Origin of the sequence: Serratia sp. S4 (assembly GCF_000347995.1) — a bacterium.
GTDB lineage: Bacteria > Pseudomonadota > Gammaproteobacteria > Enterobacterales > Enterobacteriaceae > Serratia > Serratia quinivorans.
The window spans coordinates 1,424,291-1,445,577 of record NZ_KB661120.1 but is presented as its reverse complement, the minus strand read 5'-3'; the positions used below and the strand labels follow the sequence as shown (position 1 = coordinate 1,445,577).

The following is a 21,287-nucleotide window of genomic DNA, read 5'->3' as shown; positions in this document are numbered from 1 at the left end:
ACTACCCGGCTTTGGACATCATCTCGCCCAGCAACAGGTTGGTCGCACGCGGCAGGTAAACCTCGTTGCCCGCACCGGGAGTCAGCGTCAGTTCACCAATGTAGATTTGCTCGCGGGTGAGATAGAAGTCGACGCGGCAATAGTCCAAATCTGCCGCAACGGCTTTCGCCACCCGGATCATTTCATCCCAGAACGCCGGTTTTTCATACAGAGTATTGACCTGCGGGATATCCGCCTGGGTAAAGAAACAGTGATGCGCATGCTCGTCCAAAAACTCCAGTGAAGTCGGCTCAGGCCCGCCACGTAACAGCTCTACGAATAAATAAGCATGCTGGCCGTTAAAAACATGCACCTTGTAGTCAATCAATTCACCTGCCGTTTCTATATCCAATAGCTGTTCGACGATAATTTTCTGCGGGATGTTGTCGTAGTGTTTTTCGCGAAACCTTTTCCAATAGGTTATTTCAGACCATTCATTAAGAATCTTCGCAATATCGTCAAAAGTAACTTCGTTTTTATCTTTGACTATCTTGACCTGTTGCGAAGCATTATTGGTTTTGATAACAAAAGATTGAGGCAATGAAAGGTAATCTTTTTCGGTAAAATTATCGCTAATCATAATGATGGGGGTTAGGTACTTTTCCGATACCCGCTGTGAAATATAGTCTCTGACTGCCACCTTGTCCGCTAACATACTGAAATCATGGCATGGATAGCGCATACGCCGATAAATTTTCTCTGAAAATGTCTTGGGGGATTTGAAGTTAATCCAGGCGCCATGGGCAAGATAGTGGCTGACTTGATAATAGATAAAATCGGGCGCGGCCCGATAGAGTCGTTTTGCGAGTTTTCTCATTCTTCTCTTTCTTCCATGAATCTAGCATAGGGATAAATGCTGCTGACATTCCGGTTATTGCATCTTAATTATAAAACCCTGTGGGTCATTCCTTACAGAGGGTAAGGAAATAATCGGATGATTCTTATTATAAGGTGCGACAGGGAAAGTCCCCATGAAATTAAAATTCATAGATATCAATATCGTGAGAAATGCGTTTTGGATGATATCCGAAAAAATGGTGTCTATCCTTGGCGTCATTTTTATCACTGCCTATATGGCGAGATATATCGGCCCGGAAAGCTTTGGTAAAATCACCTTTGCCACCGCGATTTTCGCCATTACTCAAACGCTGGCGCTGCTGGGCTCTGATACCGTGCTGTTCAAGCGGATTAGCCGCAACCCGGCCTCGGGAACGGCATTGATGTTTTCCACCAACCGGCTGCGTCAGGGCTGCTTTGTGCTGTTCTCTGCGGCAATATTGATTTACACCGGGCTACGGGAAGATTTCATTACCTTCTACTTTTGCGCCGCCACCTTTGTCGCCAGCTTCTTCTCACTCAGGGACGTTTTCACCATCTATCATGATGCCCGGCTGGAATCGCGCTTCAATACGCTGGCCAACGTCAGCGGGCTGGGCAGTGCGCTGCTGGTGCGTTATCTGATCGTTTATTTTGATCTGCACCTGTATTACCTGGCGATCCCTATCGTGATGGTTTATTTGATCCCCTACCTGATCCGCCACCATATCTATCACCGCCGTAATCCGCGCTTTGCCGCACCAGGGCGCGTTCGCCGCAAATACGTGCGCTATCTGCTCGCCAGCGGCCTGCCCCTGGCGGTTTCCAATGTCTCCATCGCCATCTACACCCGGCTGGCACAGTTGTTCCTGATGTGGTTCGTCTCCGCCGAAGCGCTGGGAATTTACTCCGTTGCCATTACGCTGGCCACCGCCTGGATGTTTGTCACCGATGCGGTGATCACCTCGTTTTTCGCTAAAATATTCGCTTATCAACGTGATGACGCCATGCGCACCGCCGCCAAACTCAATGGGCTGGTGCTGGCGATTGCCGCCGCGATCGTCGCCGGCATCTTTTTGCTCGGCAAACCGGTGATTGTGCTGCTGTACGGCGAGCAGTATTTAGCGGCTTACCCGGCGATGGGGGTGTTGGCGGTTGCCACCCTGCTTTCCGCCCTGGGCACCCTGGCCTACAAATACATTGTGATTTTCTCCGGCTACGGCTTCTTGTCGAAGAAGATGTTCCTGGTATTTATCATCAATATTCCGCTGTCATACTGCCTGATCCGCCAATACGGCATGATGGGCGCGGCCTACAGCACCCTGCTGACCGAATTGTTGTCGCTGACCCTCCTCAACTACTTCTTCCGTCGTGGCACCGTATTGCAGATGCACCTGCGCTCGCTCAATCCTTTGACCTATATCCGGCGACCGGTTAGTCACATCAACGGCTAGCTCTCCAGCTCGACCACCCTTACGTACAGGGCCGCAAGTAGCGACAGGTCAATCAACATGGCAAAAGCGTAGGGAAAACCCGTTATTCCGCTAAAACTCGATTGGATCAGCAGGACAGCCGCAACCGCGAGGATACTCCCTGCAATCAGCAGTGCGCGTCGGCGCAGTCCATGGCCGTCGTTGTGGGTGCCTCGACGTATCGCGGCGCTGTAAACCATTCCCTGACCCAAGCCGCAAATGGCCATTGACGAAAACAGCTGCAGGTCGTTTGGCAGACCATGCAATACCAGGATCAGCAGCAAGGTGCCGACGGCACTGATGACAAACCCATGGCGTACCAGGCTCAGGCGACTTTTGCTCTGGAACACTTTCAGCTGCATTAAAAATACGGCCAAAACAAAGGCAATACTCAAGCAGGCCAGCAAAGCGATCAGCAGCAGCGGGTTCTCCAGCGCATAGAGTTTCAGTAACAGTGCAACTTGCGCTACCAGCCCACTGACTAAAAGAATACCGGCATTGGTTTGCGCCTGCTGTTGCGCAGACGCGGCAAAAGGGACGGATAAAGGAGACGTGCTCATAATGATCCTCACTATATAAAAGCGGCGATAGAAAATTTATTTCATCCTTACAAGGAGGTATGTTGAGCCTATCGCATATATAATCAGGCAATCAAAGTCAGAGTTTTCACCCATGGATGAAAATAACTCATCATGAAATCTTCCCGTTTACCGCCGCTGGGCGCACTGCGCGCCTTCCATGCGGTTGCCGATTGCCTTAGCTTCAAGCAGGCTGCCGGGCAACTGAATGTCAGCGCTACCGCTGTCAGCCATCAAATCCGTTTGATTGAATCCGTGCTGGAATGCCGCGTGTTCGAACGCAACGCGCAGGGGGTGAAACTGACCGAGGCCGGACACTTGCTGTATACGGGCACGCAATCCGCCTTTACCGCCCTGGAAGAGTCGGTAAAAAAAATTGATCAGGCCAGACAACCTCCGGCGCTGACCATCACCACCACCTCGAACTTTTTGACCAATTGGCTGGTGCTACGCCTTGAAAGCTTTAAGGCGCAATTTCCCGAGATTGATTTACACCTGCATACCAGCGTGCAAAGCGTCGACTTAACGCAACGAACCGTCGACGTAGCCATACGTTATCGTGAAACCGCTGAAATGGGCCTTCACAGTACCTTGCTGTATGAGGATCGGTTTATCGTGGTTGCCAGCCCGGCACTGGCCTTGAATACCCTGAGCGACCTGCACCGCACGACGCTGTTTCACGTCGAGAACAGGCATGTTCCTGCCGAAAACCCTGACTGGAAACACTGGCAGCAAGGTTACGGGCCGGAGAATCTGAATATATCAAGAGGCCTGTATTTCAGCGATGAAACCCATGCGCTGCAGGCCGCCGTTGCAGGGCAAGGGGTGGTTATTGCCAGTAAGTTGCTGGCAGAGGATTTGATAAAACGCAAAATGCTGGTGGCACCGTTCGAGCTGTCTTTACCCGGCGCGAATTATTATCTGGTGACGCTGGAAGACACTGCCGATCGCCCCGATGTCGTGTCATTACGCAACTGGATGCAGAAAAATATGCACCCCGGCACGCTGGAGTAAGGACTTATTGACTGAGCCTGGAACTTAATGCCAATGCAGCACCACGGCACCGGCCAATACCGTTAACACACCCAACCACTGTATGACGGCAAGGCGCTCACGCAGCAGCAAAGTGCCCAGCAACGCGGCAATACCGCCAGACAGGGTGCTAAGCACCGTTACCACCGCCACCGATCCGCCACCGGCCCCTACGGCAAAGGCACTAAAGCCACCCAGGTTGAGCAAACTGGCAGCCAGCAACAGCCCGCCCTGCCGCAAGCCTGGACGTGCCACCAACGCACGCCGGTTAGTGCTCAGCGCCAGCAGAGCCGTCAGCCCGAGCGTATAGCCGAGCCACAGGCTGACACTCGGCCCCAGTACCGGCAGCGTGTATTTCCCCTGCAGCCAAAAACCGGTGCCATAACAGCATGCGGCGATCAGCGCGAAGCCTATCCCCGGTAAGGTCGACGAAGAGTTTTCCGGCTGCCGATCAGGGCTGACAGCAGTCAGCATCACCCCCAGCACACAAATAATCAGCCCCGTCAGGGTAAGCCCCGCCAAAGGTTCGCCACTTAGCCACGACAATAGCGTGGTAACCGCACCGTAGCTGGTGACCAGAGGGGCCACCATCGCCGCCTTGCCAATAGCGAAGGCCTGCGACAGCGCCAATGAACCGCCTACGATCAGGGCAGCGGCCAGCAATGCCAGCCCCCAAACCACGCCGGAAGTCGCAAAGACAGGAACCGCCGTTGCCGGTAATAAGGCAGTAAAAATCACAAAGCCAATCGCCTGCGAAAAAAAAACCGCCCTGCGCACCCCCACCGATCGGGCGTTGATACTGACCAAAAAATCCGTGCCGCCCCAGCACAGTGCGGCAGCCAGCCCCATCACAATGTCCACGCGATACTCCCGTCGAATATTTGCCCTAAAAGTAAGCAAAAAATCACTTGTGGAACATCGATAGATTGGCAATATGGTTGAATGAAACTCAAGCTGAACGCTCAACCTCGCCTGCCCTCCCTGAAAGCCTTGCACACTTTCGAGGTGGCGGCGCGCTGCGCCAGTTTTACCGAGGCGGCGGAAGAGTTGAACGTCACGCTGGGGGCGGTCAGCCGCCAGATACGTCATTTGGAAAATGAGCTGGGCGTCGAGCTGTTTCACCGCAAGGGGAACGCGGTGGCGCTAAACGACACCGGCAAACAACTGGCCATCGACGTGACCCGCGCACTGACGTTGCTGCAAAAAGCCAGCGATCGCGTCCGGCCAGAGCAACAACAAACGCTGAAGCTGACCTGCACGCTGGGCATTGCCAGCCACTGGCTGGCCGCACGACTACCGGCACTACGCCGTGCCGATCCTGATGTTTCGTTGGTGCTGGACGCCAACGAAAGCCTGCGCGATCTGGCCAGCGGTGAAGCAGACATCGCCATCCGTTACAGCCCAACGACCAACCCGCCGCCGCACTCCCGCGAGCTGCTCGCCGATGCCTTCGCGCCGTTAGCCAGCCCGGCCTTTCTTGCCGCGCACCCTCGTCACATCACGGCCACCGATTTGGCGCTGTCGCAGTTGATCCACTCGCCGTGGAAGGATGGGCAGAAGATGGGTGTCGCCGGCTGGCAAGACTGGTTCGCCGCCTTTGGCGAAGGCACCCCGGCACCGCGCGGTATTCTCACCTTTAACAGCGTCGGCCATGCCCTGCAGGAAGCGATAGAAGGTAACGGCATCGTACTCGGCAGCCTGGCAGTCGCGCAGGATGCCCTGGCCACCGGCAAGCTGGTTCGGGTCTTTGGCGACGACCGACAACTGCCCGCCGCCTACCACTACCGCCTGTGCTGGGCGGACAGCGCGTTCGTTAGCGCCACCACCCGCCGCTGGGTGAATCTGCTGCTGCAGGCGGCAGACCAACCCCCGGCGTTCTAACGCAGCACGTATTGCGCCCACAGCAGTGAAAAATCCAACTATTTTATAATCAATTTTTTTGCTGCGAGACACACCGTGGACAGACAACGCTACCTGCAACATATTGGATTCGCAGGCATCCCCAAGCCCGACCTCCTGACGCTGCAACAGTTACACCGCTGCCATATGCTGAGCGTGCCCTTTGAGAACCTGAGCATTATTTATCGCCAGGGGATTCATCTGGAGGAACCGGCGCTGTTCAATAAAATTGTCGAACGCAACCGCGGCGGCTTTTGCTATGAGCTGAACCGGCTGTTTGCCGCGCTGTTGAAAGACATCGGCTTTAACGTACAGTTTATTTCCGGCGAAATCCGCGCGCGCGACGGCAGCTTCGGCGCGCCCTTCGACCATATGGCGCTGATGGTGGAGCTGGATCAACCGTATCTGGTGGACGTGGGGTTTGGTGATTCGTTCCTGACGCCGCTGAAGATCACCACCACCGAGCAGCAACCGCAGACCAGCGGCACCTTCCATTTAGAGCAGGAAGGCGAGACCTATTACCTGGAACGCAGAAACGGCGATAATCGCTCGCATGCCAAAACCCTGTACCGCTTTACCCTGCAAGCCCGTGAGCCAAGTGAGTTCGACGGCATGTGCCACTACCACAGCACCTCGCCGCAGTCGCATTTTACCCAGCGGCTGGTGTGTTCGCGGCCAACGGAAAATGGTCGGGTGACTATCAGCGAGAACAAACTGATTATCACCGAAGATCACCAACGCCATGAATCGACGCTGCATTCCGAAGACGAACGGCGTGCAGCTCTGATGCGTTATTTTGGTATTGATCTGGAAAGTTGAGAATATCACCGTGGCGGATGAAGCGCTTCATCCGCTAAATAGCGGCGCCTAATAGTGCTACAGATGAAGAGTGTTCAGGTTATGCGCCAGGCTTTCCATTCTGTTCAGCTAGTAAAATGCGCGCAAACACGTTTTCCATTTCACTCACTTTTTTTATAAATTCTTCCGGTGAATACACTACCCCGGCGTGTGCAATATAGTGCAGCGCCATTTCACGAGATTTTTGCGTCACCCATTGATTTCTTAACATACTCATATCCTTAAATAATAAAATTCGATCCGCCGCCATTCAGACAGCAGACTTTCGGTATAAAATTAATTAAATAACTTAGACAGCTTAACCAAAGAATAGGGCGTATTATCTAAACCCAACTTCTTCAGCGCGTTGATTTTTTGGCTGCTGATGGTTTTTATGCTCTTGCTTGTTCTGCAGGCAATTGCCGTTGGACTCAAGCCTGACAAGGTAAGTTTCAGAACGTTATATTCTATAAAAGATAAAATCTCGCGTTTCCCTTCAATGCCAGAAAACGCCTCTCCCTCTATGACTTCGCGCTCAAACACCTCAACGCTCGCCTCCTCCTCAATAAACCTAAGCGTTTTCATGGATAAATACTCCATGATTGCGATAACCCGCTTTTGCGCAATGAAGATGATATCCCGATGTCCATAAACATGAGAGTTCCTTAGCAAGGGTAAAATAGTTGGGTAGTCGTCATCTGTAATATGAATTAACACTATCGCCTGACCAATATTACCCCTGCTAAAATAATCCGGCCCAATAAACGCCATTTCATAGCCTGTTTTATTTTCAAAAACGGCCTTTAATGCCAGCCTGGTGAACTGGCATTGACTCATCAATAATATTTTTTTCATTTCGGCCAATACGCTAAAGAGTAAAAAAAGTTTCTGGAATAGACAGTGCTTTATACCCATTTCCGTCAAAAGCTTGAGCGCGCAAACCGCCTGTCATGAGGAAACAATAACGCCGCCTCGTACCGCAGTTCATCAGCCCGAACATATTGTTGCTGTTGATACAAGATAACCAACAGGTTGGCGTAAACGTTTTTATCAATGCGGTGATTCAGATAACGCTGCGCCCATTGGGCATAGGTTTCCAGCCGCTGCTCGTCACGCGTTCGGTTAAAGGCGAGCAAGCCCGCCAACTGGCGATCAAACTGCAGGCGATCGTCATGCATCCAGCTTACCCAGTCCGGCAAGGCGTCCACCTGCCGCATATCCTGCAACCCGCCGCGCTCCGCCTGGGTCAATACCCGCCCGCTGTAAAACCCGGTAGCCATCACGAAAATCGCCACCAGTGACAGAGTCAGCATCGGCAGTCGCCAGCGTTTTAACCCACAGCCGGTGCCAAGGCGCGGACTGACCAGTCGATCGAGCATTGCCAGCAACAACAGGAACACCAGCCAGTGCAGTGCCGACAGGTAAAACGGGTATTCGGTTTGGCTATGCAATGCAATCGGCAGCAGCGCCACGCATAGAGCCAGCGCCTCACCCGCCGATGATTTACCGCAGGCAAAGGCCCGCTTGTCGCGCCAGCGGGCGTGGGCCAGCAGTTTGATGCCCGCCCGCACCAAGAGCAGCGTACCCAGCAGCGCGACCACGCCCCCTTCCACCCACCACAGCAGCAATTCGTTATGCGGATGACGGGCGATTTCGGTCACCGCCGTGGGCGGGGTTTGGTTAATGCGAAAATGCTGAAAACTGTACTCAAAACCGCCGTAGCCCCAGCCAAGCAGCGGCTTTTCGGCGATCATCGCCAGCGTATCGCGCAGCATGGTGTAGCGCGCATGGTTGGAGCCGGCATGGCTGGCGTAGCGCAACGCACCGCCCAACTCACTCCCCCACCACAGCACCAGCACCGCCGCCACGGTACCGCCGGCAACCAGCAGTGAGGCAATGGCGACAGCCTGCGGATAACGGCGGCAAAAACACAGGATAAACAACCCCAGCACCAGGGCACCCGCCAGCCAGCCGGTGCGGGATTGCGCCCACACTAACACCATCGGCAGCAGCACCAGCGCCAAGGCCAGGGCGCGGCGACGCCAGCGTTCTACTCGCGGATCCAGTCGCTGGAAGCCAGGCAGCACATACGCCGCCAACGCCAGCGCCAACCCGGTGGCGATAAAACTCGCCAGCACGTTAGGCTGCTGGAATATGCCGAAGGCGCGCGAGCTGCCGGATGGGATCCAGGATTGTGCAATTGCTGGAGCAAACAGCTGCAACAGCACGATTAACGTCTGAACCACCGCCGCCGATAAAATCAAATACAACACCGCATGGCGCTGGCGTGCGGTCATGCGCACCTGCAGCCAGGTGAAATAGAACGCTGCCCCGGCAAATAAACCAGCCAGCCGCCAAACGGCGGCGCTTTGCCATTCGGGCCGGGTAAATATAACTGGCAGCGCCAACAGCAAACAGGCGGCTATTATTGTGCGACAGGTCGGCGTTATCACAATTCGGCACAGCAGTGTTGCCCGCCAGCAAACCCCCATTAATAGAGCCGTGCCGCCGTAGACCAGAAAATTAAATGGCAGCGACAATCCACTCCCGCCGGGGTTGGGGATATATATCGCCAGCGGAATAAAAAGCAAAAATATAAATAAGAAAAAAATACGATCGAATATCATAAACATCCTGAAATATCATAAATTATTATCGTTACCAATAACACTAAGTTGGAGCAGATATCCATCAGCATGAGGGTCGCCGTCCAGATGATTGGTTACGGCAGGAACGACTATCTCCAAGGATTCCCCCATCCCCAAGAAGTCAGGTAAATAGTCCCCCCCCCTCCAATGTTTGCCCAATACGTGTTCCGCCCAGAACCCCTGCGCCACATATCCCGACGCATGCGTGGTGGAGGTCCCTCATCCCGCAATGTCCAGCGTCCCGTAACACTCCCACTCAAGGAACCATGATTCATTGGATTGTGAGAAAAGCGGTGGGCACTAACGGTCGAATTTTTTGAGCATTATTTTGGGGGGGGGGGCTGAGCACCCCGAGGGTGTGGGAACTGCTCTGCAGATTCCCTCTATTTGATAAAACGACGTACAGGTTATTCACGGTGACCGCGTCGCGCGCGTGGCAGGCCGCCGGATCCCAACGCATAGCCCCTTGCAGTGGAGGACCCGCCCCGCGCGTTCGCATCAAGGCTTCGCGCGCTGGGGCTCGGATGCCTGCGAGCGATGTCGTACGCAGGATGGAGGTAGCCCCCGGATAGGACAAGCCGGACCGCATGCAGTTATGAAACAGAATCTTTTGTCACTGCAGTTCGGCGGTTACGACCGCAGACGCGGTGTACGTCCCCGGAGCGGCAGACCCAGGGACGGTGGTTGCTCTCACGGTCGCATCAATGGACTGATTCTTATTGGCGTGCACACGGTAAACGTTCGACCCGCCGCCCGCGCTCTCGGCAAAGCTCATGCGAACGCTGCCGCCCGGGGTGTATGCAACTTCCGCGCCCCCGTCCCGCGCCCCAACCGTCACGGTCACACCAGTGTCCGCGTTGCATTTGATAGTCAAGGTGGTCCCGGCGGTGTTGGTCTCATCGGGGCGTACGGACCCGAGGTCTATGGCACCCGCTGTTAGGCTACATGAAGTCGGCTTGGGAAGCCCGTGCCATTTTGTTATATGTATTATCTGTGTGTAAAACCCGTCGGTTTTACCGCGCGCGACGACCTGCACCGCGCTGGGCAATTTCGGGTCGGGCACGACATACCAATAAAACGGCGATTCGACGAGATAGGATTGTATAAATATGTCTATCAAGCTTGCCGCTCTTTTCGGGTCTAGAACCATGTTTGTACCCATGAAGCAGGGTTGCTCGATGGGTTTGACCAGGTTAGGGTATGTCCAGCCGTCCAACGACAGCGCGATGCATACGTTCACGCTTCCCCCCAGATTGCCTGGCGTTGGGATGCCGTCCCATTTCAGTTTCTTCAGAACCGCGCGTCCCAGAGTTGCGTCCCAGTGACCTTCGGCTGTGGCGTCCCCAGCATGAACGGGCGGGCATATGAGGGTCGTCCCGACGAGGTACAAGGCGGCGATCGAGGCGATTCGTCTTAAGGTAACGGACATTTTCTTTAATTCCGAATAACAGATCATATGATCTAAGAATTGACGGGCGTTTAAGCCGTTTCGCCAGTACTACATACTGGTTTCAACATACGCTCTGCCCATAATGTCCACCGTGCCTCGTACGTTCGCACTCGCAACTCAGTCTCTGTCGATGACAGCTTCTGCCTGCGACCTTGCTCGTAAAGCCGCGCGCGTCGTGCACGATGGTTTTCCAGCGCTCTGGGCGCTATGGTGGCCCCCGAGGGGGTAAACCATACCCCGAGCCAGTCAAAGCCATGTTCAATCCTTCCCAATTGTGTTTTATCAGGGTGAGCTTCAAAGCCCCCCAGGTTAAAAAATTCGTGCAGCCGTTTAACACAGCGCCGCAGTTGCCAGCGGGTGCGGGTAAGCACCAGAAAATCATCCATGTATCTTGCATAAAAGGTTCCTTCCTGCGCATTAAAATAGCTGTCAACGTGGTGCAACAAGCTGCCGCCAATCAGCGGGCTCAGCGCACAACCCCGGCAGATGCCGCTGGGTGGGGTATAAAACTCACCGCCGTCTTCTACGCTGTAATGCACGTATTGCTGAATCACATCAAACAACACCGGGTCGGCCACATGCCATTTCAGCTGATTGATCACCTGCTGCTTACGGATATGCCGGTAGTAACCACGAATGTCCGTTCTGTAGACAAAAGCGTATTCTCCGCCGGCCAGGGCTTCCCGCACTTCCGCCACCGAAACCACGCTACCGCCATGCCCGCGCAAGTGCATGCAACGGGCAGGTTTTGGCAGCAGGGGCTCCGCCAGCAGCGCAGCCCACTTCAATATCAGCGCATCCTGCGCGCACCACTGCACCCAACTGCGGCTACCACGCCGCAATACCTGCATCGGTGCCAGCCGGTAATCCCCACTTTGCAGTTGCTGATACAGCCGGTCGTCCTGCTGCGCCCAGTGAAAGCGCAAATGCCAGATATCCGCATTGGGCGGCGCATGACGGCGACGTTGGCACAGCCAGCACCAGGCGGCTTGCCATGCCGCTGCACTGTTATTCATATTCCAGACTAAAGGTCACTACCGCGCTGAACGGCCCGCGTTCAATGGTTTTATGCTTTAACGCGTCCGGTTCACCCTGCACATAGGCATGCGCCGTCAGGGTATTGGCTCCGCTGACCAATGCCTGCGCCTTGCCTTGCTGGTTAATGGGCAACGGCTCGCCCTGCGGGGTTTCCATGCCGATGGCGATGCCACTGGCCTGGCTGGCACCGTTCAGTGCCAGCAGCCCCGGCAGCGCCGCGCTTTCATTACCGCTGAAGGTCACCCTGACCGTTTTGCCCAGGCTGAGATCGCACTGCGCCAGATGCAGCTTGAACGCTTGGCCGTGGGTGCGGGTGTTCAGATACAGGTACTTGTCGATTACCGTGTCAAAATCCAGCACCACCGTTTCATCGCCCGGCGGGATCACGCAGGGTTCGGCCACCAGCGCGCCATGCAGCCGCATGTTGTCTGCCGCCATAACTGGCGAACTGCACAGCAGCAGCGCCGCCGTTGCGCACCAGCCTGCTTTATTCCCCATGCTTATTCTCCGCCTCATTGGTACACCGCCAGCAGAGTGGCCGTGGCTTCAAACGCCCCTTCTTTCAGCGCTGCGCCCGGCCGTTTGACCGGCACCGCCGCAAGCGTTGGCGGCGCGTTTAACTTGATCGGGATCGGTTGATTCAACGTAAACCGCTTGCCGTTTTGCAGCAGGCGGATAGCCAGATCGTCCACATTGCTCTCGATCGCCGCCTCGTCGTAATCCGCCGGGGTGCCGACCACTGCCAGCGTCATGCTCCATGCCCCTGCACCGGGGCCGCAGGTGATCCGGTAGTTCACCGGTTGCAGGTAGTTAACGCCATCCACCTTGGTGACCCCGACCCGGTTGCCGAAATCGACATCCACCTCGCCACCGTCGTTGATGGTGCACGGCGGCGGTTCGATCAGGGTGCCGGAAAAACGCATGTTGTCCGCCGCCGTCGCCGGGCCGCCGAGGGCCATTAACAGAAAAATGCTGCCATATCGCGCCATTGCCTCAGCCCCTTTCACTGATACTCCACCTTCATGGTCGCCCCGGCGGAGAATACGCCGCCACTCAACGTCGCCCCGGCCTGCTTGACTGGCACCGCCTCAAACTTTGGCATATTGGGGTAGGTAAAATTCACCCAGGTGTTGATCGGCTGCCGATTGCCGTTGCGCAACAGCGCTATCCCCAAATCATCCTTGTTGGTTTTCAGCACGTCAGTGTCAAAGCCGGCGCCGGTACCCTGAATTTGCAGTTTCATCGCATTGTTCGGCGCGTTTTTGCACTCCACCGAATACACCACCGGCTGTTTCTTGTAGTTGCCGTCGATGCGGGTGGTCATGACGTCGTTACCAAAATTCACTTCGATCAGGTTATTGTTGTTAATCACACAGGGCGGTGGCGCGAGGATGGTCACCGTCACCTTGATCGTAGTGACCGCCTGCACCTGCGGGCCGTACAACAGCACCAACGCCGCCAGCCCACAGCAGGGCAAACACCGTCTAAATTTTGCCTTCATGCCTATTCTCTTAGTCATAGCTGAGCTGGAAATCCACCACCGCCGCATAAGCACCGGACAGCAACGGCGCGCGGGTGCGTTCCGGCGTAATTCGGTAGTTCAGCGCGTTCTGTCCCACGGCCAGGGCCAACGGCGCACCCCGGCTACCAAGGCGGATATCCCCCCCGCGCTCATCACTAATGCGCAACGCCAGCCCGGAAGCGCCGTGCACCTTCACCAGTTCCGGGTTGTCAGCATCCGCCGGGGCGATAAAACTGACCGACACCGCCGGCTGCTGGGTGCTCCATAACAGGTTGCCGGTACGCTGATCCCGGTTGACGGCCGGGCTCCGCAGGCAGTCGCGCAGCTGCAATTGCACGCTCACTGGCGCACCGCGATCGCCCGCCCTCGCCAGTTGCGCCGTAGCGGTATTGCCCAGCCAAACCGTCTGATACGCGCTCGCCATCTCCAGCCGACAGGCGCTTTCGGTCAGTTCGCCGCGTACATGCAGCACGCCATGGGCGCCTTCCACCTGCCAGTTATTCGCCGCGATGGCTGACGGCAGCAGCCATAACATTGCGCAGACGCACAATGGCACCATCAACGCCGCCGCGGTAATCACCAGGGCATACAACCATTCATGGCGGTGGTAACCGCCGCCGTTCCATCGCCGGGATTTTGTTCGCATCGCTTATCCACCTGTTTTTCAGTGAGCCTTATTTGCTGCCCGCCACCGCCTGGCAGCTCGCGCCGTTACAGTTAAAACTCAGCTGTGGGCGGCCGCCGTAGTCGTTGACGTAGGTCAGTACCGGCGTATTCCCCAGAGCAGAGGCGGCGACCTTCAGCGGCGCACTGCCCTTGGGCGCCACCATCAAGGGTTCGAAGCCCGGCGCGCTGACACCGTCTTTTTTGCTGCTGGCGTCAACCAGCGTCACGTAATACGGCGTCGGGTTATTCACCTGGTAGCTGTCACCCTGTTTGGTCAGGGTCAGTTTTTCCTGCCACGGCGCGCTGGCTTCCGGGTTGGCTATCGCAATCGCCTTCGGCCGGTAGAACAGCTTGATGCGGGTTTGCAGCGCCAGTTGCAGCGTGTTGGGTTTGTCGCTCTTCGGCGGGATCTCGCGCAGGTTGAAGTAGAACAGCGTTTCGCGGTCCTGCGGCAGCGTATTGGCGGCCGGCAACCCCTGCACTTTCACCTGGCTTTTGGCCCCCGGCTCCAGGCGCTGTACCGGCGGTAATACCGTCAACGGGCTGGTGATCTTTTTGCCGTTGGCGTCTTCGATCCAGCCCTGCGCCAGGTAAGGCAACTGCTTGTTCTCGTTGCTGATGCTCATGCTCACCGACTTATCGCCGCCGCTGAAAATCACCCGGGTGCGGTCCAGCGCGATGGCGGCCGTTGCCTGTTGGGCGCACAGCAGGCCTGCCAGGCCGCCGGCAATTAATGTCACTAGATTATTGGTTTTCATTGATCTCTACTCTTTAACAGTGTTTAACGCCTTGCCGTTGGCCACCGGGCCGCAAGGCAGTAACAGATTGGTTAATTCGCTCGGCGACAGCGTCTGCGGCAGGGCAAAGCCACACTGCTCCGCGCCGCCCCAGCTCACGCTCATCGCTTCCCCGGCATTAATGCCGCTCAGGTACACTTCGCCGTTGTCATTGATAATGCCCACCTCCTGCCGCTTGCCGTTGCGCACCGTGGCGCCAAACGGCGGGGCAGATCCATCCGCCAGCCGCACGACCGCCATCGCCTTCTCGCCGGCGATCACCTCAAAACGTCGGTAGCCGATGGCACCTTCGGTCAGGGTGGCTTGCGCCACGCTCTGGCTGACGTCGGCGTTTTCCGGCAACGCGTTCAGATCGATACTGAACTGGTTGCGGTAGTAACTGCCGACGTCCACCACCACCGCTTTGCCAAAGGCGTTGCTCAGGGTCGGTGAGCTGTAACCGCGGATCGGGATCCCCGGCACGCCGTCGGTATCCAGCAACATGCGGGTGCCCCCACTGATGCTGCTGCGGTGCAACGCCGCCCCTCTCAGGGTGGCGGTCGCGCCGCCCTGCATCGACAGCCCCAGCGAGCTGTACTGGCCGGCCTGGTAGCTGGCGCTGGCGTTCACCTGGCTGAGATCGCCACTGTGGCTGTAGTAGCCGCTGGCGGTCGCGCCGCTGCGCGCAGTGCCGGTGCTCACCTGATAGGTATCGCGCTCATTGAGCCGGTCGTAATACCCCACCTGATGGGTGTTATCGTTGCGGTTGTAGCTGCCGCTGTAACTCAGCGAGCCGTTGCTACCCCACGGCAGCGACAGCGACAGGTACATGCCGTCGTCGTTGGTGCCGTTATATTTATTGCGATAGCCGGTCAGCGACAGGCTGATATTCCGGAAACGCCCCAGATCGAAATAGCGCGACAGCGTCAGGTTGTAACGGTCGTTCGGCGGCCGGTCCCAGTAGGTCTGGTGGTTGTAATTGAGGTAGGCACTCAACCCCAGGTCACGGAACTGCTGGTTAAAGGTGATGGTGTACATCTCCTTGCTGCTGTTGGTTCGCGTGCCGTCGCGACGGGCATCCAGGTATTCGCCCATCGACATATAGTTACGCTCCGAGAAGCGGTAGCCGGCAAAGGTCACCTGGCTGTCGTAGTCGTCAAAGCGCTTGGAATAGCTCAGGCGGTATGAACCGCCGCTCAGCGTGCCCTGTTGCGGCAGGTTGGCGCGCGACTGAGTGGCGTCAAAAGACAGCGCGCCAAACATCATCAGGTCACGCCCCACCCCCAGCGCCAGCGCGTTGTAATCGCCGCCCGCCACGCCGCCGCCGTACAGCGACCAGCCGTTGCTCACGCCCCAGGAAAACTCGCCGGTGCCGAACATCGGCCCGTCGCTGTGGTGCTGCCAGTCCGCCGGCCGACCGGCCGCTACTTTGTAACGCACCGAGCCCGGTCGGGTCAGGTACGGGATGCTGGCGGTGTCCATCTTGAACTCCTGCACGCTGCCGTCCTGCTCTTCCACCCGCACGTCCAGCTGGCCGCTGACCGCGTCGTTGATGTCCTGAATACGGAACGGCCCCGCCGCCACCTGGGTTTCATACAGCACGCGTCCTTGCTGGCGGATTATGACTTTCGCATTGCTGCGTGCTATCCCCGTCACCTCCGGCGCATAGCCGCGCAGGTTAGGCGGCAACATGTTGTCGTCGGTCACCAGGCTGGCACCGGCGAAGCGGAAACTGTCGAAGATGTCGGAATTTAAGTAGTCCTCACCCATCGTCAGCCTGGCGCCCAGCGTTGGCAGTGCGCGGTAGGCGTAGTAACGGCTCCAGTCCCAGCTGGTGCGGGTCGGCTCACCGGAACCGCCCTGGCGATCCAGCCGCGATTGCCAGTCAGCCCGCAGCCTCCAGGCCCCCAGATTGCCGCCCACCGTGCCGTTGCCGCTGAGGTTATAACTCTGCGTGCCCTGCTTTTGCTGGCGCTGACTCTGCGCATTCAGGTTGTAATCAAACAGCAGACCGGGAATACCTTCGTCCCAGCGCGACGGCGGGTCCCAGTTTTCTGCGGTGTATTCCAGGTACGCCTGCGGAATATTCAGGTACAGTGCCGCCGCGCCTAAATCGCCGCGCACTTCCATCCCCTCCAGGCTATGGGGATCCAGACACTGGTTTTGGTGCCACCAGGTCAATTTCAGTAATGCAGATTCTTTTAACCCCAGTTGTTCAACCAACTGCGGCGTAATACAGGCTTCACTGCCTTTGGCATCGTCATCCGGCGGGTAAAACGCCACCGGCTGGTCGGTTAATGTCTGTTTATTAATGTGCACGGCAAACAGATAATCGCCGGGCATAATAAAGTTGCCGCGAGAAAACTGCTCCAGGTCAATATTGGCGCGATCCGTCACATCCAGTACGTCGGTATTGAATTCAATATCAGCAGCTGCGGCGCAGGCAGCATTCCCCGCCAGAATAAATGAGATCAACAGCCCAAGAATTCGCGGTCGTATTTTCCCTATACAGCCATATGACGGAGTAGTTGACATCCGCAGACCCTTATCAATAATTATTTAATTCGCAGTGACAACGTTCAGACAGGTTTAGTAGTAATCCATTTTAAAGCGCACGGTGGAGTAATAACTCCCGGCCTTCATTACCTGATTATTGCCCATCAACCGCAGGCCATAATTAAATTCCATGGTGCCGGGTTGTAATTCATTTTTTTCCATAGGCATACCCGGTGCGGCGACATTCCCCCGCTTATCGGATATTTGCAGGGCAATGCCCTTGGCGTTTCCGTCAATACCAAATAACCCGGCATCTTCTCTGCCATCAAATGTCACGGCAAAATATCGCCAGTCATCCAGCGCAGGGTTGAATCTCTCCAACGTGCAATTCACCAGTTTAATATTGAACTCATGCAACTCGCCCTGGCCGTCACGAATAATCTGGCTGACGGGCAATGTCGCCATGATAATGGTTTGATCAAGGCTTTCGGTATCAATGGCGCAGGCGGAGGCGATAATTCTGCCGTTCACGGTCACTTCGCCACGCCCCTGATTGGCGGCGTGCGCCAAAGAGGAACACAACAACAGATTAACTAACACCGCACTGTGCAATATCCTTTTGCCATGCTGTGAATGCATACCCTCTCCCCACATAACAAGTTAATAAGCAGCATGCGGGTTGCCCCGCATGCAATTAACTGTGCGAATTAATCGCCGTGGGCTTATTGATACGCCAGGGTAAAGTCAGCAACAGAGTTGAATTCGCCCGGGGTGATGGCAGCAGAAGCACCGTCGCCCTGCAGGTGGGCGCTGAAGCGCAGGGTCGCCTGGCCGTCTTCAATTTTTTGTGCCTTGCTGGCTTTGGTCAGCGGCAGCAGTTTACCGTCGATGTCGTTGATGGCGATGCTGGCACCACGTGCAGAACCTTTCATAGCCAACAGACCAGGAACGGCTTCAGACTCGGTACCGCTGAAGGTCGTGGTCACATCTTTAGCAGTTTCTACATCACAGCCAACCAACTTGATCAGGATATCCTGCGGCGTAGACTTGCCGCCGTTTTTCAACTGAACAGAAGCGATATCGCCCAGTTTCACGGTTTGATCCAGGCTACCTGGTTCAATAGAGCATGGTGCATCAATGATTGAGCCTTTAAAAGTTACGGAGCCGCCACCCTGGTTAGCCGCGTTAGCCATAGAAATCGTACCCAGAGTCATTACCGCAGCCAGCATGATTTTGTTCAGTTTCATTGTGTTAATTCCATATATACAATTAATTTAATAAAGAAAGAGTCCTTGTGCTTACGCAGCCACCCTTTATTTGTTCACCTTCGCCACTACAGAGAATCTTGCTAGCCCCCTGTTTTGGCGATGTGAAAATGATACCCCCACCAGAAATTAAACAGCAAAATAAACTAAATAATAATTAATTTACGACATTAAAAACCAAAAAGCACAAATAAATTATATTTTTACACCAAAAATTATCAAGTCAATGACAGCAACAAGATTATTGCACCAGAATGAAAATAATAAATTAGCTCCACTGGAATTTTCTTATGGTGACAATGAGATTTTTCTTGAAAAGAAAACAATCTGCGATAGGATGTCTGCTAACAACAACACCTGCTCATCAACATAAAACTTATAAATATGAAATACATAATAAATAAAATCGTTGTTTTTAACTCTGACGAATTGACATTGTTTCTTTACGAGAATAACCAGGCCGTCACCAAACTGACTAAACCGGCAAGCCGATTGTTGTTGGAACTAATACAGAACAACAAAAAAAATATTACCCGGAATGACCTCCTGGAAAGGGTATGGTCCACCTATGGTTTCACCGCCTCTAATGCCGGTTTAAATAATTACATCAGCGAACTGCGTAAGGCATTCGCGCTTTTTGGGCTAGTGAATGAAATTATCGTGACAATTCCTAAACTGGGATTTCGCTTTGAAGGTGATATTGTTCTTGCAGAAGCCATGTTGCTGCCCTCAGAACCGATGGACAACCAGGGAAACAGCCCCTATAACGAAGTAGAAGTAGAAGTAGAAGTAGAAGTAGAAGACAAAATGATTGAAAAAGAGGGTTCAAAAAAACGCTTTTACCTTCGCTCATTTACAAAAAACAAAAAAATCACCGTCTTTATAGTGTTGGCCGTGGGTGCATTACTGATAGCAATACTGATATCCAGGTATAAAGAACACCATAATTACGCCCCCTACACCAAGGTGTCTGAGTTGAGTAACTGTGAAATTTACGTTATTGGCCATGCTGAAATAGATACCAGCAATATAAAAAAAGTAACAGACGTGCTTAATGATAAAAAGATTGATTGTGTAAGCAGTGAGAAGGACGTTTTTTACTCAGAAGACAAATTTTATAGCAAATTACAAAGAGTAATGCTGATTTCAGTTTGCAGTAAAAACAACGAAAACCATTACGACAACTGCTTAAACCTCAAAATACAGAGAAACGCATTAAAATGAAAAAGATACTCATAACCTTTAATGCTATTTTGTTTTTAGTGTTTTTCTCATTGCCCATTCGCGCCGACGAACCGTTTAAATGCACATCGCAATACCAACTTCTGATAGAAAAAGATAACGACTTCATCTCATTTGTAGGACGGTTGAATTTTTTTCTAACGGATGATACGGAGGGGTTTTTCAACATCATGGGCACCGTTAAGACGAAAGAACATAGCTACTGGCTCTCCAGAAGCAGCTACTTCTCGCTTTCGCCTAATGAAACCAATAAGGTTAAAGCCATGAAAATAACCAAAGTAGTCAAACACTCCATAGACACGACCCCAGAAGACATCTGGTCAAGGGATATCTTGCCCGAATCACCTGGCGTTGAGTTTCATATAGAAATAGCGCACTTAAAAGATAATGCGATTTTGATAAAAAGCATTAATACTCCGCATCTTATTTGTGCAAAAGAATAATTATTTCTATCAAAGATATAAATTAGCGCGGGTTATCGCCGGGGTAACCCACCGTTTTCTCATTTTAGCGGCAGATCACCCGGGCAATGTCCTTCGAGTTGGTCAGCGCACGCACTTCGCCGAACAACTCGGTGGCCTCGGCATACTCTTTGCGCAAATACCCCAGCCACTGTTTAATCCGCGCCACGTGATACAGGCCGGTGTCGCCCTGTTTTTCCAGGTGAACGTATTTTTGCAGCAGTTGCACCACCTGCGGCCACGGCATGCGCGGTTCGTTGTATTTCACCACCCGGCTTAGGTTCGGCACGTTTAATGCGCCGCGCCCCAGCATCACCGCATCACAGCCTGTGGTTTGCAGGCAGTCTTGTGCGCTTTGGTAGTCCCAGATTTCGCCGTTGGCGATCACCGGAATGGTCAGCCGCTTGCGGATCTCGCCAATCGCCGCCCAGTTAATGCGCTCGGCCTTGTACCCGTCCTCTTTGGTACGGCCATGCACCGCCAGCTCGGTGGCACCCGCCTGTTGTACCGCGTCGGCGATTTCAAAACTGCGGCTGTCGCTGTCCCAGCCCAAGCGTATTTTTACCGTTACCGGCAAATGGGCAGGTACCGCTGCACGCATGGCTTTGGCGCCCTGGTAAATCAGCTCCGGGTCTTTGAGCAGCGTCGCCCCACCGCCGCTGCCGTTAACCAGCTTGGACGGGCAACCGCAGTTAAGATCGACACCGTAAGAACCCAGTTCCACCGCGCGAGCGGCGTTTTCTGCCAGCCACTGCGGGTATTGACCGAGCAATTGGATACGCACCAGGGTGCCGGACGGCGTACGGCTGGCGTGGTGCAGTTCAGGGCACAGGCGGTAGAAAGACTTGGCAGGCAGCAGTTGATCAACCACGCGCAGGAATTCGGTGATGCACAGGTCGTAGTCGTTCACTTCGGTGAGCAGCTCACGCACCAAAGAATCGAGAACGCCCTCCATCGGAGCCAATAATACGCGCATGTTCACCCCTGCTAAAAAAGACGCGCAATGATACGGGGGAATGCCCGCAGCAGACAAGCATCTGGGGGAATAAA

Annotated in this window: 23 protein-coding genes; 6 read left to right on the top strand and 17 right to left on the bottom strand. The window is 54.6% G+C overall.

What is annotated here, in order from left to right; all coding sequences use genetic code 11:
• Position 1: 1 nt before the first annotated feature.
• A complete protein-coding gene (locus SERS4_RS0107505) occupies positions 2 to 856 on the bottom strand; it encodes an ATP-grasp fold amidoligase family protein (protein ID WP_017892014.1) in 855 nt (284 codons plus the stop codon).
• Positions 857 to 1,010: 154 nt separating this feature from the next.
• Between SERS4_RS0107505 and SERS4_RS0107500 the strand changes: the two genes are divergently transcribed.
• Positions 1,011 to 2,309: an oligosaccharide flippase family protein gene (locus tag SERS4_RS0107500; RefSeq protein ID WP_017892013.1), complete on the top strand. Its 1,299-nt coding sequence runs from the start codon at positions 1,011 to 1,013 to the stop codon at positions 2,307 to 2,309.
• Here the strand turns inward: SERS4_RS0107500 and SERS4_RS0107495 are convergent.
• On the bottom strand, positions 2,306 to 2,887 hold the full coding sequence (locus SERS4_RS0107495) for a hypothetical protein (protein ID WP_017892012.1): 582 nt from the start codon (positions 2,885 to 2,887) through the stop codon (positions 2,306 to 2,308). The genes SERS4_RS0107500 and SERS4_RS0107495 overlap by 4 nt on opposite strands.
• A gap of 132 nt (positions 2,888 to 3,019) precedes the next feature.
• Between SERS4_RS0107495 and SERS4_RS0107490 the strand changes: the two genes are divergently transcribed.
• Entirely contained in the window at positions 3,020 to 3,919 is a 900-nt protein-coding gene (locus SERS4_RS0107490; protein WP_017892011.1) for a LysR substrate-binding domain-containing protein, read from the top strand.
• Between the two features lie 24 nt (positions 3,920 to 3,943).
• On the opposite strand, the gene SERS4_RS0107485 is transcribed toward SERS4_RS0107490, so the two are convergent.
• Positions 3,944 to 4,798, bottom strand: coding sequence for a DMT family transporter (locus tag SERS4_RS0107485; protein WP_017892010.1), 855 nt, complete (start codon positions 4,796 to 4,798; stop codon positions 3,944 to 3,946).
• An 81-nt stretch (positions 4,799 to 4,879) separates the two neighbouring features.
• Between SERS4_RS0107485 and SERS4_RS0107480 the strand changes: the two genes are divergently transcribed.
• The gene (locus tag SERS4_RS0107480) at positions 4,880 to 5,818 is read left to right on the top strand and encodes a LysR substrate-binding domain-containing protein (protein ID WP_017892009.1); all 939 of its coding nucleotides are present in this window, start codon (positions 4,880 to 4,882) and stop codon (positions 5,816 to 5,818) included.
• 75 nt (positions 5,819 to 5,893) lie between these two features.
• On the top strand, positions 5,894 to 6,655 hold the full coding sequence (locus SERS4_RS0107475; protein ID WP_017892008.1) for an arylamine N-acetyltransferase: 762 nt from the start codon (positions 5,894 to 5,896) through the stop codon (positions 6,653 to 6,655).
• A 79-nt stretch (positions 6,656 to 6,734) separates the two neighbouring features.
• Here the strand turns inward: SERS4_RS0107475 and SERS4_RS27140 are convergent, their stop codons facing one another.
• The 13 genes from SERS4_RS27140 to SERS4_RS0107410 form a co-directional block, all read right to left on the bottom strand.
• Positions 6,735 to 6,905 carry a hypothetical protein gene (locus SERS4_RS27140; RefSeq protein ID WP_017892007.1) on the bottom strand — a complete coding sequence of 57 codons (171 nt, stop codon included), beginning with the start codon at positions 6,903 to 6,905 and terminating at the stop codon, positions 6,735 to 6,737.
• A 65-nt stretch (positions 6,906 to 6,970) separates the two neighbouring features.
• Positions 6,971 to 7,528, bottom strand: a complete 558-nt coding sequence (locus SERS4_RS0107465) for a LuxR C-terminal-related transcriptional regulator (protein ID WP_037410673.1) — start codon at positions 7,526 to 7,528, stop codon at positions 6,971 to 6,973.
• A 65-nt stretch (positions 7,529 to 7,593) separates the two neighbouring features.
• The gene (locus SERS4_RS0107460) at positions 7,594 to 9,300 is read right to left on the bottom strand and encodes a PglL family O-oligosaccharyltransferase (RefSeq protein WP_017892005.1); all 1,707 of its coding nucleotides are present in this window, start codon (positions 9,298 to 9,300) and stop codon (positions 7,594 to 7,596) included.
• A gap of 634 nt (positions 9,301 to 9,934) precedes the next feature.
• Positions 9,935 to 10,750 carry a hypothetical protein gene (locus SERS4_RS0107455; protein ID WP_156816642.1) on the bottom strand — a complete coding sequence of 272 codons (816 nt, stop codon included), beginning with the start codon at positions 10,748 to 10,750 and terminating at the stop codon, positions 9,935 to 9,937.
• A gap of 50 nt (positions 10,751 to 10,800) precedes the next feature.
• Positions 10,801 to 11,787 carry a reverse transcriptase domain-containing protein gene (locus SERS4_RS0107450; RefSeq protein WP_017892003.1) on the bottom strand — a complete coding sequence of 329 codons (987 nt, stop codon included), beginning with the start codon at positions 11,785 to 11,787 and terminating at the stop codon, positions 10,801 to 10,803.
• Positions 11,780 to 12,307: a fimbrial protein gene (locus SERS4_RS0107445; RefSeq protein ID WP_017892002.1), complete on the bottom strand. Its 528-nt coding sequence runs from the start codon at positions 12,305 to 12,307 to the stop codon at positions 11,780 to 11,782. Before SERS4_RS0107445 ends, SERS4_RS0107450 begins: the two co-directional genes overlap by 8 nt.
• A gap of 14 nt (positions 12,308 to 12,321) precedes the next feature.
• Positions 12,322 to 12,798: a fimbrial protein gene (locus SERS4_RS0107440; protein WP_017892001.1), complete on the bottom strand. Its 477-nt coding sequence runs from the start codon at positions 12,796 to 12,798 to the stop codon at positions 12,322 to 12,324.
• A gap of 14 nt (positions 12,799 to 12,812) precedes the next feature.
• Positions 12,813 to 13,310, bottom strand: a complete 498-nt coding sequence (locus tag SERS4_RS0107435; RefSeq protein ID WP_051071209.1) for a fimbrial protein — start codon at positions 13,308 to 13,310, stop codon at positions 12,813 to 12,815.
• Positions 13,311 to 13,320: 10 nt separating this feature from the next.
• Positions 13,321 to 13,977 (bottom strand): fimbrial protein, encoded by a 657-nt coding sequence (locus tag SERS4_RS0107430; RefSeq protein ID WP_017891999.1) that lies wholly within the window; start codon positions 13,975 to 13,977, stop codon positions 13,321 to 13,323.
• 28 nt (positions 13,978 to 14,005) lie between these two features.
• Positions 14,006 to 14,755, bottom strand: coding sequence for a fimbria/pilus periplasmic chaperone (locus SERS4_RS0107425; protein ID WP_017891998.1), 750 nt, complete (start codon positions 14,753 to 14,755; stop codon positions 14,006 to 14,008).
• A gap of 6 nt (positions 14,756 to 14,761) precedes the next feature.
• Entirely contained in the window at positions 14,762 to 17,308 is a 2,547-nt protein-coding gene (locus tag SERS4_RS0107420; RefSeq protein ID WP_026142257.1) for an outer membrane usher protein, read from the bottom strand.
• Between the two features lie 54 nt (positions 17,309 to 17,362).
• Positions 17,363 to 17,908 carry a fimbrial protein gene (locus tag SERS4_RS0107415; protein ID WP_017891996.1) on the bottom strand — a complete coding sequence of 182 codons (546 nt, stop codon included), beginning with the start codon at positions 17,906 to 17,908 and terminating at the stop codon, positions 17,363 to 17,365.
• A gap of 83 nt (positions 17,909 to 17,991) precedes the next feature.
• Positions 17,992 to 18,516, bottom strand: a complete 525-nt coding sequence (locus tag SERS4_RS0107410) for a fimbrial protein (RefSeq protein ID WP_017891995.1) — start codon at positions 18,514 to 18,516, stop codon at positions 17,992 to 17,994.
• Positions 18,517 to 18,918: 402 nt separating this feature from the next.
• Here SERS4_RS0107410 and SERS4_RS0107405 point away from each other — a divergent pair, with 402 nt between their 5' ends.
• Positions 18,919 to 19,758: a winged helix-turn-helix domain-containing protein gene (locus SERS4_RS0107405; RefSeq protein ID WP_017891994.1), complete on the top strand. Its 840-nt coding sequence runs from the start codon at positions 18,919 to 18,921 to the stop codon at positions 19,756 to 19,758.
• Entirely contained in the window at positions 19,755 to 20,219 is a 465-nt protein-coding gene (locus SERS4_RS0107400) for a FidL-like protein (protein ID WP_017891993.1), read from the top strand. The genes SERS4_RS0107405 and SERS4_RS0107400 overlap by 4 nt, the downstream gene beginning before the upstream one ends.
• 64 nt (positions 20,220 to 20,283) lie before the next feature.
• On the opposite strand, the gene dusC is transcribed toward SERS4_RS0107400, so the two are convergent.
• Entirely contained in the window at positions 20,284 to 21,213 is a 930-nt protein-coding gene (gene dusC / locus SERS4_RS0107395) for a tRNA dihydrouridine(16) synthase DusC (RefSeq protein ID WP_017891992.1), read from the bottom strand.
• Between the last annotated feature and the right edge of the window lie 74 nt (positions 21,214 to 21,287).